Source organism: Pseudoalteromonas sp. SA25, from assembly GCF_011378705.1.
GTDB classification, from domain to species: Bacteria; Pseudomonadota; Gammaproteobacteria; order Enterobacterales; family Alteromonadaceae; genus Pseudoalteromonas; species Pseudoalteromonas arctica.
Window position 1 is genome coordinate 1 of sequence record NZ_WTKV01000006.1, and the last position, 16,869, is coordinate 16,869.

General features: G+C 38.5%; 15 protein-coding genes. 11 read left to right on the forward strand and 4 right to left on the reverse strand.

The genetic code is table 11. From position 1 onward, the window contains the following. The 7 genes from GQR45_RS06335 to GQR45_RS06365 all read left to right on the forward strand — a co-directional run. Positions 1-826, forward strand: an 826-nt coding sequence (locus tag GQR45_RS06335) for a transposase (protein WP_165725441.1), incomplete at its 5' end; no start/stop codon positions are given. A gap of 263 nt (positions 827-1,089) precedes the next feature. After that, the gene (locus GQR45_RS06340) at positions 1,090-2,046 is read left to right on the forward strand and encodes a phosphotransferase (RefSeq protein ID WP_165725442.1); all 957 of its coding nucleotides are present in this window, start codon (positions 1,090-1,092) and stop codon (positions 2,044-2,046) included. 146 nt (positions 2,047-2,192) lie between these two features. Next, positions 2,193-2,822, forward strand: coding sequence for a uracil phosphoribosyltransferase (upp, locus tag GQR45_RS06345; protein ID WP_101217012.1), 630 nt, complete (start codon positions 2,193-2,195; stop codon positions 2,820-2,822). 9 nt (positions 2,823-2,831) lie between these two features. Beyond that, positions 2,832-4,070: a uracil-xanthine permease family protein gene (locus tag GQR45_RS06350; protein WP_007580880.1), complete on the forward strand. Its 1,239-nt coding sequence runs from the start codon at positions 2,832-2,834 to the stop codon at positions 4,068-4,070. A gap of 145 nt (positions 4,071-4,215) precedes the next feature. Next, the gene (locus GQR45_RS06355; RefSeq protein ID WP_165725443.1) at positions 4,216-5,961 is read left to right on the forward strand and encodes an HAD-IIB family hydrolase; all 1,746 of its coding nucleotides are present in this window, start codon (positions 4,216-4,218) and stop codon (positions 5,959-5,961) included. Continuing rightward, positions 5,954-7,174 (forward strand): glycosyl transferase, encoded by a 1,221-nt coding sequence (locus tag GQR45_RS06360; RefSeq protein ID WP_002958673.1) that lies wholly within the window; start codon positions 5,954-5,956, stop codon positions 7,172-7,174. Before GQR45_RS06355 ends, GQR45_RS06360 begins: the two co-directional genes overlap by 8 nt. A gap of 55 nt (positions 7,175-7,229) precedes the next feature. Next, positions 7,230-9,008, forward strand: coding sequence for an alpha-amylase family glycosyl hydrolase (locus GQR45_RS06365; protein ID WP_165725444.1), 1,779 nt, complete (start codon positions 7,230-7,232; stop codon positions 9,006-9,008). Between the two features lie 60 nt (positions 9,009-9,068). On the opposite strand, the gene GQR45_RS06370 is transcribed toward GQR45_RS06365, so the two are convergent. Continuing rightward, on the reverse strand, positions 9,069-11,909 hold the full coding sequence (locus tag GQR45_RS06370; RefSeq protein WP_165725445.1) for a TonB-dependent receptor: 2,841 nt from the start codon (positions 11,907-11,909) through the stop codon (positions 9,069-9,071). A gap of 614 nt (positions 11,910-12,523) precedes the next feature. Here GQR45_RS06370 and GQR45_RS06375 point away from each other — a divergent pair. Next, on the forward strand, positions 12,524-12,913 hold the full coding sequence (locus GQR45_RS06375) for a cytochrome b562 (RefSeq protein ID WP_007580869.1): 390 nt from the start codon (positions 12,524-12,526) through the stop codon (positions 12,911-12,913). Between the two features lie 84 nt (positions 12,914-12,997). After that, positions 12,998-13,384, forward strand: coding sequence for an OsmC family protein (locus GQR45_RS06380; protein WP_024591728.1), 387 nt, complete (start codon positions 12,998-13,000; stop codon positions 13,382-13,384). A gap of 62 nt (positions 13,385-13,446) precedes the next feature. On the opposite strand, the gene ykgO is transcribed toward GQR45_RS06380, so the two are convergent. Continuing rightward, complete coding sequence (gene ykgO / locus GQR45_RS06385; protein WP_165725446.1) at positions 13,447-13,581, reverse strand: type B 50S ribosomal protein L36; 135 nt, start codon at positions 13,579-13,581, stop codon at positions 13,447-13,449. Further along, entirely contained in the window at positions 13,578-13,844 is a 267-nt protein-coding gene (locus GQR45_RS06390; RefSeq protein WP_165725447.1) for a type B 50S ribosomal protein L31, read from the reverse strand. The genes ykgO and GQR45_RS06390 overlap by 4 nt, the downstream gene beginning before the upstream one ends. Positions 13,845-14,085: 241 nt before the next feature. Here GQR45_RS06390 and GQR45_RS06395 point away from each other — a divergent pair, with 241 nt between their 5' ends. After that, positions 14,086-14,355, forward strand: coding sequence for a hypothetical protein (locus tag GQR45_RS06395; RefSeq protein ID WP_007580861.1), 270 nt, complete (start codon positions 14,086-14,088; stop codon positions 14,353-14,355). A gap of 328 nt (positions 14,356-14,683) precedes the next feature. Next, entirely contained in the window at positions 14,684-15,646 is a 963-nt protein-coding gene (locus tag GQR45_RS06400; RefSeq protein ID WP_165725448.1) for a sensor domain-containing diguanylate cyclase, read from the forward strand. Between the two features lie 74 nt (positions 15,647-15,720). Here GQR45_RS06400 and GQR45_RS06405 read toward each other — a convergent pair whose 3' ends face one another. After that, positions 15,721-16,761: a metal-dependent hydrolase gene (locus GQR45_RS06405; protein WP_165725449.1), complete on the reverse strand. Its 1,041-nt coding sequence runs from the start codon at positions 16,759-16,761 to the stop codon at positions 15,721-15,723. Between the last annotated feature and the right edge of the window lie 108 nt (positions 16,762-16,869).

Sequence of the window (16,869 nt, forward strand, 5' to 3'; positions counted from 1 at the left end):
GTTGCTCGTATTAGCAAAAATATTTTGTATTGATGTATGTGCTTATGCCGTCATGAGTAATCATACCCATTTAGTATTGTATGTTGATGATAAGAAAGTGAATAGGCTAAATGATAAAGCGATTATTATTCGCTGGCATAAACTGTGTAAAGGCACATTGCTAACGCAAAAATATGTACAAGGTGAAAAGCTAAGTAAAGTTGAACTCATCTTTTTCAATCAAACGGTTAAGCAATACCGAGAGCGCTTATCAAGTATCAGTTGGTTTATGCGGTTGTTAAATGAAAACATTGCTCGCAGAGCAAATAAAGAAGATAACTGCACTGGCCGTTTTTGGGAGGGACGATTCACGTCTCAAGCATTATTAGATGAAGCAGCCCTTGCGGCCTGCATGGCGTATGTCGATTTAAACCCCATTAGAGCCAAAATGGCTAACACCCCAGAAGAGTCAGACCATACCAGCATCAAACAGCGTTTAACGTATGTAAAGGATGGCAAGCAACCAAAACAACTACTGCGCTTAGCAGGCATGCCACGTCAAATTATGCCAAAAGGGCTGCCTTTTGAGCTTAAATCGTACCTTGAACTTGTTGAGCTAACAGGGCGCTGTATACGAGAAGACAAACGTGGTTATATTGAAAGTACACACTTACCCTTACTCGAAAGAGTTAACATCTCCCCAGAAAACTGGTTAAAGCTCACCACACAATTTACACGTGTATTTCATGGTGCAGTCGGCAGGCCAGCCTCACAAGAAGGTTATTGTGAAAACTTAAACCGAAAGCGCCGAGCGAATATCAGTAACTGCGAAAAGCTACTAGCATAAAACTTAAACTACTCAGTAAAACTATTCAGTAATAAATCACAACTGCATCATGCAGCCATTTTCACGCGTGCAATTTAGATTTAATAGGCTAATGACTTATTTAATGGATGAAATGGAAATAACCTGGTGTAGTGGCATAGTGATTTTGACCACTATTTACATACAAACTTGTATAAAACCAAGTGGAGCTTTTTTATGCCTTAGTTTTATTAAAAACGTCCACTAATGTTAAACTACAAAAAACTTAATTACTTAATATAGCTATGGCATTTTATATTCCTTTATTACAACCTCATTTTAAGCACATTGAAATTGGCGATACGCTTACATCACTTTGGAGTGGATGTGGCAGTATTGTGCAGTGCCAGCTTGATGATGATCCATGTGTTATTAAAGCTATTAAAATACCCAGTTATATACACCATCCTAAAATTAAACAAAGCGAATTTGCGCTTAAAAGAAAGCAGCACTCATATAGTGTTGAATACACATTTTATAAGCTTTATAGCCAGCATTTACCAGTACATGCGCAAAGTATTGAATGTATAGGTGCAATTAATAAAGATGATGAATATGCGCTGGTGTTTAAAAACTTTACCAAACATGGGTTTGCTCAAGCAGGGGCACAACATGTTAAAGATATATTAAGGTGGCTTGCACACTTTCATGCGTTTAACTTAAGTAAACCCGCTGAAGGGTTATGGCAGCAAGGCAACTACTGGCACTTAAGCACGCGCCCAGATGAGTTTAATAAACTAAAAGATAACCTTGATAAAAAGTCCGATATTAAAAATGCTGCACATAAAATAGATGAGCAACTACAAAGTTGTGCGTATAAAACGCTGATTCATGGCGATGCAAAACTTGCTAACTTTGCAGCAAATGAGCGCGATGAAATACTCGGTTATGATTTTCAGTATATAGGTGCAGGTTCTGGGATAATTGATGTAATGTATTTTATGACTAGTTGCTTAAGTGATGCACAATTACACGAGTGCGCTGATGAGTATCTTGCGTATTATTTTGATAATTTAAAGGCTGCTATTACTACTTATCATCCTACAGCACCAGCAAGTAAAATAGCTGACGATTGGCTCGCTTTATGGCCTGCTGCATGGGCTGACTTTTATCGATTTTTAGCTGGCTGGAGCCCCGAGCACCAAAAAATAAATAGTTATATGCAACAGCAAGTAAACAGCTGGTTAGCGAGTAACATTTAATAAACACAACGGGTTGATGGCTTGCATAAATATCAAGCAAAACAATACATTTTGGCACGATGTATGAAAATCTCTTTAAAACTACAGGTCAAATGACCTTTTTTAATATAAAATACTGCAAATTCTTGTATCAGTAGGTTTATATCATGGCAATTCACGTTATTTCTCACCCTCTTGTTCAACATAAACTAGGCCTAATGCGAGCGCATGGTATTAGTACTAAAAGCTTTCGTGAATTATGTTCTGAAGTTGGAACCTTATTAACTTACGAAGCAACTAAAAACCTACAGTTAGAAGATAACGAAATTACAGGCTGGGATGGTAATAAATTAAAAGTAGAGCATATTAAAGGTAAAAAAATTACCGTAGTGCCTATTTTGCGTGCTGGTCTTGGCATGATGGATGGTGTTATGCAGTTATTACCAGCCGCTAAAGTGAGTGTTGTTGGTCTTGAACGTAACGAAGAAACACTAGAGCCAGTACCATATTTTGAAAAGCTAGTAGGTAATATTGATGAGCGCCTAAGCTTAGTTATTGACCCTATGCTTGCAACTGGTGGCTCAATGATTGCCACAATCGATATGCTTAAAAAAGCAGGCTGCAAAGAAATCAAAGTAATTGTACTAGTTGCAGCACCAGAAGGTGTTGAAAGAACACTTTCAGCACATCCAGATGTAGAAATATTTACAGCCTCAGTAGATAGCCACTTAAACGAAAAGGGCTATATTATCCCTGGTTTAGGCGATGCGGGCGACAAAATATTCGGTACTGTTTAGGAGTCTTAAGTGCAAAATAATGACACCTTTTCAATAAAAACTATTTTAACGGGCGCGCAAATGCTGTTTGTAGCATTTGGTGCGCTGGTATTAGTGCCGCTTTTAACGGGCTTGGATCCTAATGTTGCGCTTTTTACCGCAGGCATTGGTACCTTGCTGTTTCAGGTAGTGACTAAAGGCCAAGTGCCTATATTTTTAGCTTCATCGTTTGCCTTTATTGCACCTATTATTGCCGCTGTGCAAATGTGGGGCGTGCCGGCCACTATGGGCGGCTTAATGGTGGCGGGTTTTGCTTATATGCTTTTAAGTTTATTAGTGAAATTTAAAGGCGTTGCAACGCTTCATAAAATTTTACCACCTGTGGTTGTAGGCCCAGTAATTATGGTTATTGGCCTTGCGCTAGCACCTGTTGCTGTAAATATGGCGATGGGTAAAAGTGGCGACGGCAGTATTCAAATTATTGATTACACCAGCGCTATTTATATTTCGTTGTTCTCGTTAGTGGTTACGCTTATTTTTGCAGTATGGGGAAAAGGCGTATTTAAGCTTATCCCTATTCTGGCAGGGGTTGTAGCGGGTTATTGTTTATCGCTTGGTATGGGCGTTGTGCAATTTGACGCAGTGACTAACGCACAGTGGTTTGCTGTACCAAACTTTACTTGGCCTGAGTTTAAATGGCAGGCTATTTTGTTTATGGTACCTGTAGCAATAGCACCTGCAATTGAGCATATTGGCGATATGATGGCTATTAGCCAAGTAACCAATAAAGACTTTTTGAAAAAGCCTGGGCTTCATCGTACTTTGTTTGGTGATGGCCTTGCGACTTCTGCGGCATCATTATTTGGTGGCCCGCCTAACACTACTTACTCAGAAGTAACGGGGGCAGTTATGCTTACCAAAAACTTCAATCCTAAAGTAATGATGTGGACAGCTGTTATTGCCATTATTTTAGCGTTTGTAGCTAAAATGGGATCTGGTTTGCAAACTATTCCTGTGCCAGTAATGGGCGGCATTATGATTCTACTTTTTGGCTCTATTGCTGTAGTGGGTTTAAATACACTGGTTAAATCGGGCGATGATTTAACCGCGCCGCGTAACTTAAGTATTGTTGCACTTATTTTGGTGTGCGGTATTGGTGGTATGCATATTGGTGGTAGCCAATTTAGTTTAGAGGGCGTAAGCCTCTGCGCTATTTTAGGAATAGTTCTTAACTTAGTATTACCAAAAGCAGAACCTGAAAAAGTTTAATTTTGCACATTAGCTAAATAGATTGCACCATAATAGCGCATTTTTAATGCGCTATTTTTTTAACTTATTAATAAATATACAAAAATAATAATGGTCTAGTATCTGCATTTAACTTCCAGAACGCATTGTATGCAAAGGAGTTACTATGTCAGAGGCCAATATTGTGGATATAACCCCGTTTTTAGCAAAACACCAACTGCCTTTAAAGTATCAATATTTGAGTGAGCAATATTTTGTTCCACTCGCGCATGACATACTCGAATCTAAAAAAACAAATACTCCTATTTTTGTCGCCATAAATGGATGCCAAGGCTCAGGAAAAACAACACTCGCTGATTTTTTAGTTACCTGGTTTTCTAAAAACACACCACTTAACAGTGTTGCATTGTCGATTGATGACTTTTATTTAGCGAAACAAGCACGTAGTGAACTTGCCAAAGGCGTACATCCTCTTTTTACTACTCGCGGAGTACCGGGTACTCACGATGTAGCGTTAATGAATAGCACAATAACTAATTTACTGGCAGGAGAGGTAAACGTACCGCTTCCACGTTTTAATAAACACGAAGACGACTGCGTGCCAGCAAGTGATTGGCTAACAAACGAAAAGCCAGTTGATATTGTTATTTTAGAAGGGTGGTGTGTAGGCAGTGAGCCACAACCGTTGTTTTCATTGAGTGAGCCGCTTAACGAGTTAGAGCAACAATTTGATAAAGAAGGCGTTTGGCGCCGCTGTGTAAACAGCTGTTTGGCAAACGAATATAAAGCCGTTTTTAACCTAATTGATTATACCGTTATGCTAAAAGCACCGAGTTTTAGTGATGTTTTTACATGGCGACAAGAGCAAGAACAAAAGCTAATAGCCAAAAAAGGTGAAGGCTCGGGCACCATGACTAACGAGCAATTGGTGTATTTTATTTCTCATTTTGAGCGCATTACGCGTGAGAACTTAAACACACTGAGCGCTAAAGCAAACGCTTTAATTGAACTTGATAGCAACCGCGATATTAGCGGTATGCACCTAACGAGTGATGACACACTTCAACCCATTATTTTTACAGATTTGGACGGTACATTACTCGATCACGCTGATTACAATACCAATAATATCAGTGAGTTATTGCAGCAGCTGCAAAATGCACATATCCCTGTGGTGTTTAATACCAGTAAAACTTTTTGCGAAGTTATAGAGCTTAAAAACGATTTAAACATTCAGCAGCCTTTTATTGTTGAAAACGGTGCAGCGGTATTTATTCCAGAAGATTATTTTGAACTTAAGCCTATTGGTTGCAAAAAAATAGGCGCTTACTGGTGCTACGCAATGGCAAAGCCGCTATCGAGTTTATTAGATGATCTAAATACTTTAAAGGCAGATTATAAAGCACATTACAAATTGTTTAGTGACTTATCGAGTGAGCAAATATCAGAACTTACAGGCCTCGATGATGCCCAAGCAAGACGCGCACAAACCCGCGATTATTCAGACCCTCTTTATTGGTATGGCAACGACGAATTACTCACAGCCTTTGTAAACGATGTTGAAGCACTCGGCTACGATATAAAAATTGGTGGGCGCTTCATTCATATTGCCAAAAATACCGATAAAAGCGCTGCACAGCAGTGGTTAGTTAAACAGTTTACCCATCATTTCAGAAAGCCTCTCACGGTCATTGCACTTGGTGATAGCGATAACGATAAGCAAATGTTAGAGCATGCAAATATCGCCATTATTATCGCCAATCCGGCGAGTAAAAAGCCGGTTAAATTGTCGCACAACAAAGCACGATATTCTCAATCACCAGCACCGCTGGGCTGGATTGAAGAAATAACATCGTTGCCGTGCATTAGCAGTATTTTAAGTATTTCTGAGGAGCAAACATCTCATGGCTGATTTTTATCAAAATGGCATTATTACAACATTACATAATATTGCCGACAGACCAATAGAAGATCTAGAAAAAGAGCTACTTACTTTTAGCAAGCAGCGCCCAATGGGATTAATACTTCCTTCGTTATTTAGTGAACTTGAAGGCCCTGCGCTGCAAAATATAGTTAGCGAATTACGCGAAGTACCGTATTTATCGCAAATTACCATAGGTTTAGATAGAGCCGACGAAGCACAGTACCGCCATGCACTTGGTTTTTTTAAAGAGCTAAACCAAAACCATAAAGTATTATGGAACGACGGCCCACGCTTACAAGCACTTGATAAAGAATTACAAGAGCTAGGCGTTGCACCGCGTGAGCTGGGTAAAGGCCGTAACGTGTGGTACTGCATGGGCTATAAATTAGCAACAGCGGAAGTGGAATCTATCGCGCTGCATGATTGCGATATTTTAACCTACGACAGAAGCTTACTTGCTCGCTTAATTTACCCCGTTGCGCATCCGCGTTTTAACTATGAATTTTGTAAAGGATTTTACCCGCGTACTGCTAATGGCAAAATTAATGGCCGTGTATCGCGCTTATTAGTAACGCCACTGCTTCGCTCGTTTAAAACAATTTTAGGCAATACCGACTACCTTGAATACATGGATTCGTTTAGATACCCACTTGCAGGTGAGTTTTCGTTTAGACGCGATGTTTTAAACGATATTCGCATTCCAAGTGACTGGGGCCTTGAAATAGGCGTACTGAGTGAAATGTATCGTAATTACTCCCATAACCGCTTATGCCAAGTAGATATTGCAGATAATTACGATCATAAGCACCAAGAACTTTCACTTGATGACCAAAGCGCAGGTTTGTCTAAAATGTCGATTGATATTACTAAGGCATTGTTTAGAAAGCTGGCAACACAAGGTGTTACTTTTACCAGCGAAACAATTCGTTCATTAAAAGCGACTTACTACCGTATCGGGCTAGATTTTATTGAAACCTATCACAACGATGCGCTTATGAACGGGTTAACGCTTGATGTACACCAAGAAGAAAAAGCAGTAGAAATGTTTGCACAAAATATTATGGAAGCAGGGCAACACTTTTTAGAAAACCCAATGGAAGCGCCATTTGTGCCAAGTTGGAACCGTGTTGTATCAGCAATGCCAGACGTACTTGAGCGCTTAAAAGAAGCCGTAGAGCTAGATAACGAAGAATATAGTTAACCTGCGTGCAGGTTAACTAGCCTATAAGTCTAAACAATAAATATTAGGGGCGCATGTGAGCACAGTTAGCGAATTATTTTTACAACGAGTAGAGCAACATCTTCATATTATTTATGAGGAGGTTGAGCTGCCTTTATCGGTTACTGAGCTAGCTCAGCAACTCATTAAAATTATATTAGGTAGCAATACACTGCGCGACCCGACCCCCCATACAAACAGATGGGATGAACAAGATATAGTATTGATTGCTTATGGCGATTCTATTATTAAACACGATGATAGTGAATTTGCCGTATCGAGCCCAATGGAGGCACCGCTTAAAACACTACACAGGTTTATAAAAGAGCAATGTGATATGCAGTTAAATGCGCTGCATATATTGCCATTTTACCCGTACAGCTCAGATGAAGGCTTTGCCGTAATGAACTACGTGCAAGTGAATGAGTCGTTAGGTGATTGGGGAGATATTCAAAATATCGCTAAAGACGTAAAGCTAATGGCAGATTTAGTTATTAACCATTGCTCAAGCAGAAGTGTATGGTTTGAGAACTTTTTAAATGATTTACACCCGGGTAAAGACTACTTCAAAACGGCGAGCTTAACGGATGATTTAAGCCAAGTTGTACGCCCGCGAACCTCATCGTTATTAAATACTGTAACTACGCCAAGCGGCGAAAAACATGTGTGGTGTACGTTTAGTCACGATCAGGTTGATTTTGACTTTGGCAATCCTGATGTACTTAAAGAGTTTGTGGGAATAATTAGGCATTATTTAGACAATGGCGTGCGTTTGTTTAGGCTTGATGCGGTTGCATTTTTGTGGAAACAGCTTAATACAAGTTGCATTAACTTGCCGCAAACACATGAAGCCGTAAGGCTAATGCGAACACTTATTGAGCACGCAGAGCCCAGCGTAGTTATAATTACCGAAACCAATATTCCAAACCAAGAAAACCTATCGTACTTTGGTAACGCTAACGAAGCGCACAGTATTTATAACTTTGCATTGCCGCCATTGTTGCTACACACATTACTTAGCGGCGATAGCACCGCAATTAAACACTGGATGATGAGTATGCCGCCTGCGCAAAATGGTACGGCATACTTTAACTTTATAGCCTCGCACGATGGAGTAGGGCTCAGACCAATTGAAGGTTTACTACAACCCAGCGAAGTGGCGTCACTAGTAAGTACAACTATGCAGTTTGGTGGTCGTGTATCTATGCGTACAAGTAACGATGGCACACATACACCGTACGAGCTAAATATTGCTTTATTTGATGCACTGCAAGGGACGCACAATGGCCCTGATAAGTTTGGCCTTGAGCGATTTATGTGTGCTCACGCAATTATGTTTGCGCTTGAAGGTATCCCAGGGCTTTATATTCATAGTTTGTTGGGTACAACTAACGACTACGACCGATTTGAAAATTCACAGCATAACCGCGCTATTAACCGCCATCGTTGGCAAGAATCAAAGCTACTCGCGGCAATTGGTGAAAAGTACAGTCATCATCATAAAGTGTTTAACGGCATAAAAAGCTTATTGGCAGTACGCAAAAAGCAGAGTGCCTTTCACCCCAATGCTACACAGTTTACGCTGCATTTAGCAGGTGGGTTGTTTGGTTTTTGGAGACAAAGCATTGACAGGCGCCAAAGTATATTTTGTGTTTATAACATTAGCGATAAACCACAAACGCTCACATTGGCCGACTTAAACTTAATTAACACCCAAAAGTGGTTTGATTTGGTGGCAAATAAAACGATTGAAGAAAGCCAATTAACGATAGAGCTAGAACCATACCAAAGCGTGTGGCTGAGTAATATTAAATAAGACCTATTAAAAAGGCTCGCACTGCGAGCCTTTGTTTTAACTAATAAGTTATTTTATTAATTATAAGCTGTAGCTTAAGTTAATGTAGCCAAAGCGGCCAATGTTATCGTAACTTGCGCTACCCGCGCTTGTACCACGTGAACCGTACGGAAGTTTACGGTTAAATACGTTATCAACACCTACTTTAACGCCTAAACCGCTATCGAAGTTATAACCAACAGTCATATCGGTAATAAAGTATTTACCGTAAGACATTTGATTACTTGGGTTCGGGTTGTTTTCAAGTTCAACATTTGTGTATAAATCGACTTCACTTAAAAAGCGTGTTTCAACTGTTGAGAAAAAGTTATCCATAACATAACTTACAGATAAGTTAGTTTGCCACTTAGCTTCACCTGTAGTACCTGCGTATTCAATGTAGTTACTAGGGTCATCTTGGAACGGGTAATCCTTACGTTCAATTAAGTAAGTACCAATTAAGCGTGTTTTAAAGCTACCTTCAAACGCGTCAAAATCGTAACCTAGTTCAAAATCTATCCCTGATGCTTTTTGGCCAGCAACATTTAATACAGAGTTTTGAATCAAAGTAATTTCACCATTAGCATTACGTGTAATTAAGTCACAGTACTGATTGTTTATACCTGTTGCGCTATCTACACAGCGATCAAGAATGTCTTGAGCGTTAATTGTGTCAATTGCATCTTCAAGTTCAATTTCCCAGTAATCAATAGTAAGTAGCGCGTTTTCTAAAAACTCTGGTTGGTAAACAATGCCTACAGTTGTACTTGTTGACTCTTCGCCTTTTACATCGCGGTTACCACTGCTTAAACCATCTAAAGAGGCTGAATCGTAATCTGAGTTAAAGTCACTCGCTACGCCTAATGCGGCACAGTTTGCAGTACGTGTTGCACCGTTTGATAAGTCACCTAAGTTTTCAGCGCGACACGGGTCGTCTACATTGTAGAAAGTTTGGCTTGCTGCACCAAATACTTCACTAATGTTTGGGGCACGAAGTGCTGCAGATTGAGTTACACGTACACGTAGCTCATCATTTACAGTCCAATCAAGGCCAAGTTTCCAGCTAGTTGCTTCGCCAATCGTACTGTAGTCAGCATGACGTACTGCAGTATCAAACACTAAGTCTTGAATCAGGGGTAAGTCAGTTAAAATTGGCATCGTCGCTTCAAAGAATACTTCGCGAACATTAAACGAGCCCTTATCTTCGCCCAGTGCGTTAAAGAAAGTACCTTCAGCGTTATCTGGCTCTTTTGTTTCGCTTTCTTCTTTACGGTACTCAGCACCAAATGCAACACCTACATAGCCCGCTGGTAATTCAAAAATAGCGCCATTAGCAAGTGAGCCAGAAATAACTGTTTGCTTAATAGTTGATGTGCCAACAGATACCGTATTAATGTAATCAATGGCTTGTTGAGATGGCGAACCAAACCCCATAATATTTACAGGAACACAGCCATCAGCTTGGGCTGCAGCACTACGACATACTACGTTACCATTTGTATCTTCAACTGCATCAAGTGCATTAAAGTAGTTGGCTACAATCATGTTAGCGCCGTTTTCACGCTCTAGATCAGTTTGGCCATAAACAACTGATGTATCTAATTCCCAATCTTCAAATACAGTACCTTTTAAGCCGGTAACAAAGCGCGTTGTTTCACGCGTATTGTTTTCAATGCGGCGGCCAAGGTCGGTCATCATGCGGTTAACCATGATCGAATCAACACCTTCCTCTTCCATACGTGCTTTAATGGCTGGGTCTAGGTAAGGGTTGTCGATTTTAATGCTGTTTTCATCGTCAAAGAAGAAAAATGCAGGTTGCCCTATGCTTTCGCCTTGGCTGTTTACGTATTTTGCATCAAAGTAAACGTTTAAGTCGTCGGTAACATCGTAGTTAACTTTAAAGTTTACGTTGTAGCGCTCAAACTCAGGTTGAATCTCTTCAAATTGACCAAGATTAAACGAATCACAGTTTGCACACGACAAGCCATCTACATTATCACCTATGTATAAGTCGCGAGCGCTGCTGTCGGCGTTAAAGCTATTAGTATATCCATCTTCAAGTGCATAAACACCGGCGTTATTAATAGCGTAATAACCAGCATTAGGTGTTAAGATTTTATCAGGGAAAGCTGCGCTATCTTTGTTTGCTTCTGTTTGGGCTTGATTACGTAAACTACTAAACGAAGTGCTAGTCCAAGGGTGCTCAAGCGCGTTTAATGAATCCTGGCCTGAGTACTCAATAGCAAAAGCTGCATTACCACGATCGTTATCAAAGTTAGAGCCGTATGAGAACGTCGCTTTTTCGTTGTTGTAGCTGCTTAAATCGGCAAAACCACGTGTAACGCTAAAGTCCATGCCTTCAATGTTGTCTTTTAATATAAAGTTAACAACACCTGTCACCGCATCAGCACCGTATACAGCAGATGCACCACCAGTAATTATCTCTACACGTTCAACCCATACACTTGGAATAGTGTTGGTATCTACAGATTGAGAACCTGCAGAGCTTGATACATGACGCTTACCATTTACAAGTACCAAAGTACGATCTGTACCCATGTTACGTAAATCAAGAATATTTAAACCCGCAGTACCAATAAAACGGCCTGAGTTAGCCATAGAATATGTATTGCCAAGTGCAGGTAAGTTATTTAGCGCTTCACCAATGTTTACAGCGCCAGTGTTCATTAGCTGCTCGCCACTGATAACTGTAACCGGTGCAGGCGCAATAGCACCTTCACGTAAAATACGTGAACCCGTTACTTCAACACGTTCAATTTTTGTTGCTTGCTCATCTTGTGCAAGCACAGAATTACTTGCTGTTGCAGCAGCAGTAATTAATGCACATTTAATGCTAGTAGAAAGTAAATTATGACGTTTCATTTGATTCCCAGAGAACATTTTATAGTAATTAAATACAATGTAGTTTTATCCAAATGCAGTTTGTATTTGGATAAAGCCCTATAACTTTTTTTATGAGGGCGGCGATTATTGCATGCTGATTATTTTATTAAAAGCAGCTAACTCACTGTAAAATAAGCAACTTGAAATAACCTGAAGAACTTTTATTGTGTTTTTTGGTATTAATTACAAAGGCCCTTTAAATGATTTACTGAGGTGTTTTTACATTTAGTTTCTCTTATGTATTTTAGTTATTAACATTGGTTTTTGTTTGTTAAATTTTCAGTTGTTTTTTAAGTCAATTTTTTGCGGTTTATAATTGTTTATATATAAATTTTTATTTATATGAAGTTGTCAGCGAGTGTTATATGTACTTATTTGTAAAGGTTATGTGTGTTATTACTCTTTTAAAGTGATTTTTATTAGGTGTTTTTTATTCAAAAAAATCGTTATTTGAATATTTTTCACTATTGCGGCTTTAAAATGATTAATTTGTAAACCCCCTTTACAGCTCAAAGTGCTCATAACAGCTCGTAAAGTTACTTTGCTACGTAAACTTGATACAATTTAGGTGTTTTTAATTAATAGGTTTGACCATGAAGTATTTAGTTATTATTTTTACCTTTGCGTTTAGTTCAATGTCTTTTGCGCAGCAAGAAGTCGATCTTGAAGTAAATATGAAAAACACGGGCCTTGCATATAAACAAGCGGTGCAGGCAACTCAACTTAGTGAATTTAATACTGCGATAGATGAATTTATAAAGCTGGTTAAAGTGAGTAAAACAGGTAAGTTTTACAAAAAACCTGAGCAGTCATTGCAGGGCCTTGATAAAGTGATTGCTCAAGCTGAACTTGCAAAAAAAGCAGCAAACGAGCAGGGGCTAAGTGCGGCAAAAGAACCACTGAAAAATATAGATAATTTACGTAAAAAATATCATGAGTTACACGAGCCTCCAGGGTTCTTTGAATTACTGTTCGGTTCATAAACCTAGACTATATGTATCTTTAGTAGCTACTTTTAAGCTAATTGCGTTATAAGGTATCTGCAGCAATAAATATAAGGAAACACAATGGAAATTTCAGTTTCAATGTTAGAAGGCCAAAAGCAAAGCGCTAAATTTGGCGACCTAGAAGTAATAAGCGATCAAAGCGTAAACGCTGGTGGCAATGCAGAGTATCCAGAACCGTTTGATTATTTTTTAGTAAGTATGGTTTTATGTGCAGGTTTTTATGCGCGTAAGTTTTGCGAGCAGCGTGATATTTCAACGCAAGGTATGACGCTTACTCAAAATAACGAAAATGTAGATGACAACGGTAAAAAGCTATTTTCAATTGAGATTAACTTACCAGAAGGCTTCCCTGATAAATATAAAAAGGCGCTTATTGCAGCCGTTAATACCTGTACGGTAAAAAAAGTAATTCAGGCAGTGCCAGAGTTTTCAGTAGTGGTAAAATAGTCTTCCTAAATTAGGTAGCTTAAGTAAGCTACCTAATTATATGTTGAGCATCCCCGTTTAATTTATTTCTTTTTCATTCCTTGTACTGCTTTAAAGCGTGGGTTGTTATTACAAATTACAAATACGCGGCCTTTGCGTTTTACAATTTGACACCCCGGACGTTGCTTAGCACTTTTAAGAGAGCTTAATACTTTCATACCTTTTCCTTTTTAACAGTCGTTAAATTTTTAAAACGACGATTAAACTGCGCAACGCGGCCATCTGTAGCGGTTGTTTTTTGCTTGCCTGTATAAAATGGGTGCGAGTCACTTGATACATCAATAGGTACGTATGGATATGTATTACCGTCTATTTCTACTGTGCGGCTCGTTTTTATGGTTGAGCCAATAATAAAGTAAGAATCGGCAGCGGTATCGTGAAAAGCAACCACGTGGTAATCAGGATGAATATTTGGTTTCATAATACGCCTCAATAAATGATATGTGATAGTATATCATTTTAATTTAACGTATTTATTCCCCCATTGCAAATTATTTAAATGTTCATCAAAAAGGCCGTAATTGCTGGCTATTTGCGCAAACAAATCAAAAAATAAGCACTTGAATCAAAAATGCTGGCTATTGGCGTTTAGGCTGTTATAACTATATTTAAGAGTTAAAACGTTAACAAATACGGTTATAAAGTTATTACAGAGGTTATGTATGAGTGACGCAACACAACAACAAGAACAAATTGATCAAGGGGTGATGGAAACCCTAAGAGAGCGCGACCACAGTACCTTGGCGCAACAAGTAAATCCTTTAACCTGCAACCACAATGATATTGTAGAGTTACTAGCAAGATATATGGCACTAAGCGAGCAAGAAGATGATGAGCTGTTTGATGATTGGTTTGATAACCTAACTAAAGAGCAACATACTGTTTTAAAAGTATTTGAAGTTTACCGTGGACAATATGAGCACCAAAATTAAAGTGTTTATTTTTGTAAGTATGCCAAATCCAGTGGTTATTTAAATAAAACTAAATAGCCACTACTACTTTTTCATTAAAGAGTAGCTATGTTGTATCAACCACTACTCCCACCTGTTTAAATCATAATTTTTTGCGGATTGAATCTTATATTTATTTAGGCACGACTTACTGATATTTATAAATATTTATTTATTGCTATTTTTAGGTAATGTTCTAGTTTGAATAGGCAGACTGTTTATAGTTTAAATAAGTTTATCGGATTATATACTCGAAAATATTCGCTCCAGTTTCGTAATTTATAAAACATTTAAAATTAATAGAGCTTTAATGATTAAACCTGAGATTCCAAATAACGAAGCTGAGCGATTACACGCGCTTAGAGCATTAAAAATTCTAGATACGTCTCATGAAGAGCGCTTTGATCGTGTTACTCGTATTGCCAAGCGTATGTTTAATGTTTCTATTTCATTGGTTACTTTGATTGACGAAGACCGCCAGTGGTTTAAATCAAGGCAGGGGCTTGATGCGGCTGAGCTTCCTCGCGAAACCTCATTTTGTGGCCACACCATAAATCAAGACGAGTTATTAATAATCCCAGATACAGCTCAAGACGAAAGGTTTTTTGATAACCCCTTTGTTACAGGCGATCCTAAAGTACGCTTTTATGCAGGCTTTCCTTTAAAATTAAGGGAAGGAGTCATTATAGGCACTTTGTGCCTTGCCGATAATAAACCTAGACAACTCAATGATGAAGAAAAACAATTACTAAGAGATTTAGGCACGTTAGTCGAGCGAGAAATTCAATCAATTCAACTAGCCACAATTGATGAGTTAACAAGAATCTCTAATCGACGTGGCTTTTTAAACCTTGCCGAACATACGCTAAATGTATGTAGGCGAAACAAAGTATCAATGTCGTTTATTTTGTTTGATCTCAATAAGTTTAAACAAATTAATGATATTTATGGACACCACGAAGGCGATTTTGTATTAAATAAATTTGCACAAATTATGCTTAGTTCATTTCGTGATTGTGAAGTAATAGGTCGACTTGGCGGAGATGAATTTGTTGCGATGTTAAGCGACTCAGACGAGACAAAAGCAGAGTTTGTTTTACAAAGGTTTGCGGATGCAATAGAGCATGCTAATAATACCTTAAACAAGCCATACAAAATTGATTACAGTGTAGGAGTAACACACTTTAAACACGATACAGGTAAATCGGTTGAGGATATGATTCAAGATGCTGATGTTGCAATGTATCAGCAAAAAAAGCAGCAATCACTTTAGTGAACTATTTAGTTTAATTGCTGCTTGAACTTCACTTAACTTCCTCATGCTAGTACGAATCTTATAATATGCCGTTATTCGCTATTGCAGTCATTTTTTGCCGCGGGTGATGCTAAAGACACATTTGGTTGCCAGACCCTGTTCCATATTTTATGAAGATTGTTTAAGTTTGGTCTTTGACTTATTTTTTCAAAGTTACCAATGCTCACTTCTGAATCATTTTTTTGACCCACTACAAAATTAAACACATAGTAGCACTCCATGCCCATACGTAAATCAGAAAGTACAATATTGCTTTGCTGTTGGCGCACCGAATAAAACCCTTTAGTAAACCACTGCAAGCGTTTTATAGCCCATTCATCGCTAATATTATTTAACAGTGAAGGCGTTGTTTGATAAGCCGTTAATGTAACATCGCTGGGTGCGTCAAATACTGATGCATAACCTTCGTAGTATTGTCCGTCAGACATCACAACAATACGCCACAGCAAAGTGGTTAGCGGAGCAGGCGTACTAACATACGCATTTACTGGTATTTGCCTGTTGTTGAGAGCCGTTTTTACTTTGTCATCAATATTTACTTTTAAAATTAAAGCGCAAAATAAATATAGACTACTTAAAACTAAGGCTGCTGCATTTATACGATAAGCCGTTGCTGCTTTTATTTTGGGTATTAGCGTACATATTACGCCAATTAATAAAGGAAGCGTGTAAGCGGGGTCAATAATAAACACACTAGAAACCGCAAAGGGGTACTCAGTAAAAGGCCAGAGTAGTTGTGTACCGTATACCGTTAGGCTGTCTAATAGGGCATGTGTAGATAAACTTAAAAATACTAGCCAAAACCAGCGCACTTTATAAATTTGCATTCCCGCGTGTACTTTTAATATTAGCCATACAATGAGCGGGCTAATTAATAAATGTATTAATAACGAATGGCTAAAGCCACGGTGATAAGTAAATGCTTCTACAGATCCGCCATATGGCAAAAATACATCTAAATCAGGGAGCGTGCCTAAAATTGCTCCCCATAAAACGGCTTTTCGACCTATTTTATTGCCTAACACCGCATAACCTACAGCACTGCCTAATGCTACCTGCGTTAAAGAATCCATTTTAATTAATACCTTTAATTACTACTTTTGTTATTTATACTTTTTGATTATTAAAAAGCGTCAAAAAATCGGTTAAAACATTTAATAAGCATATTAATATTAATATAC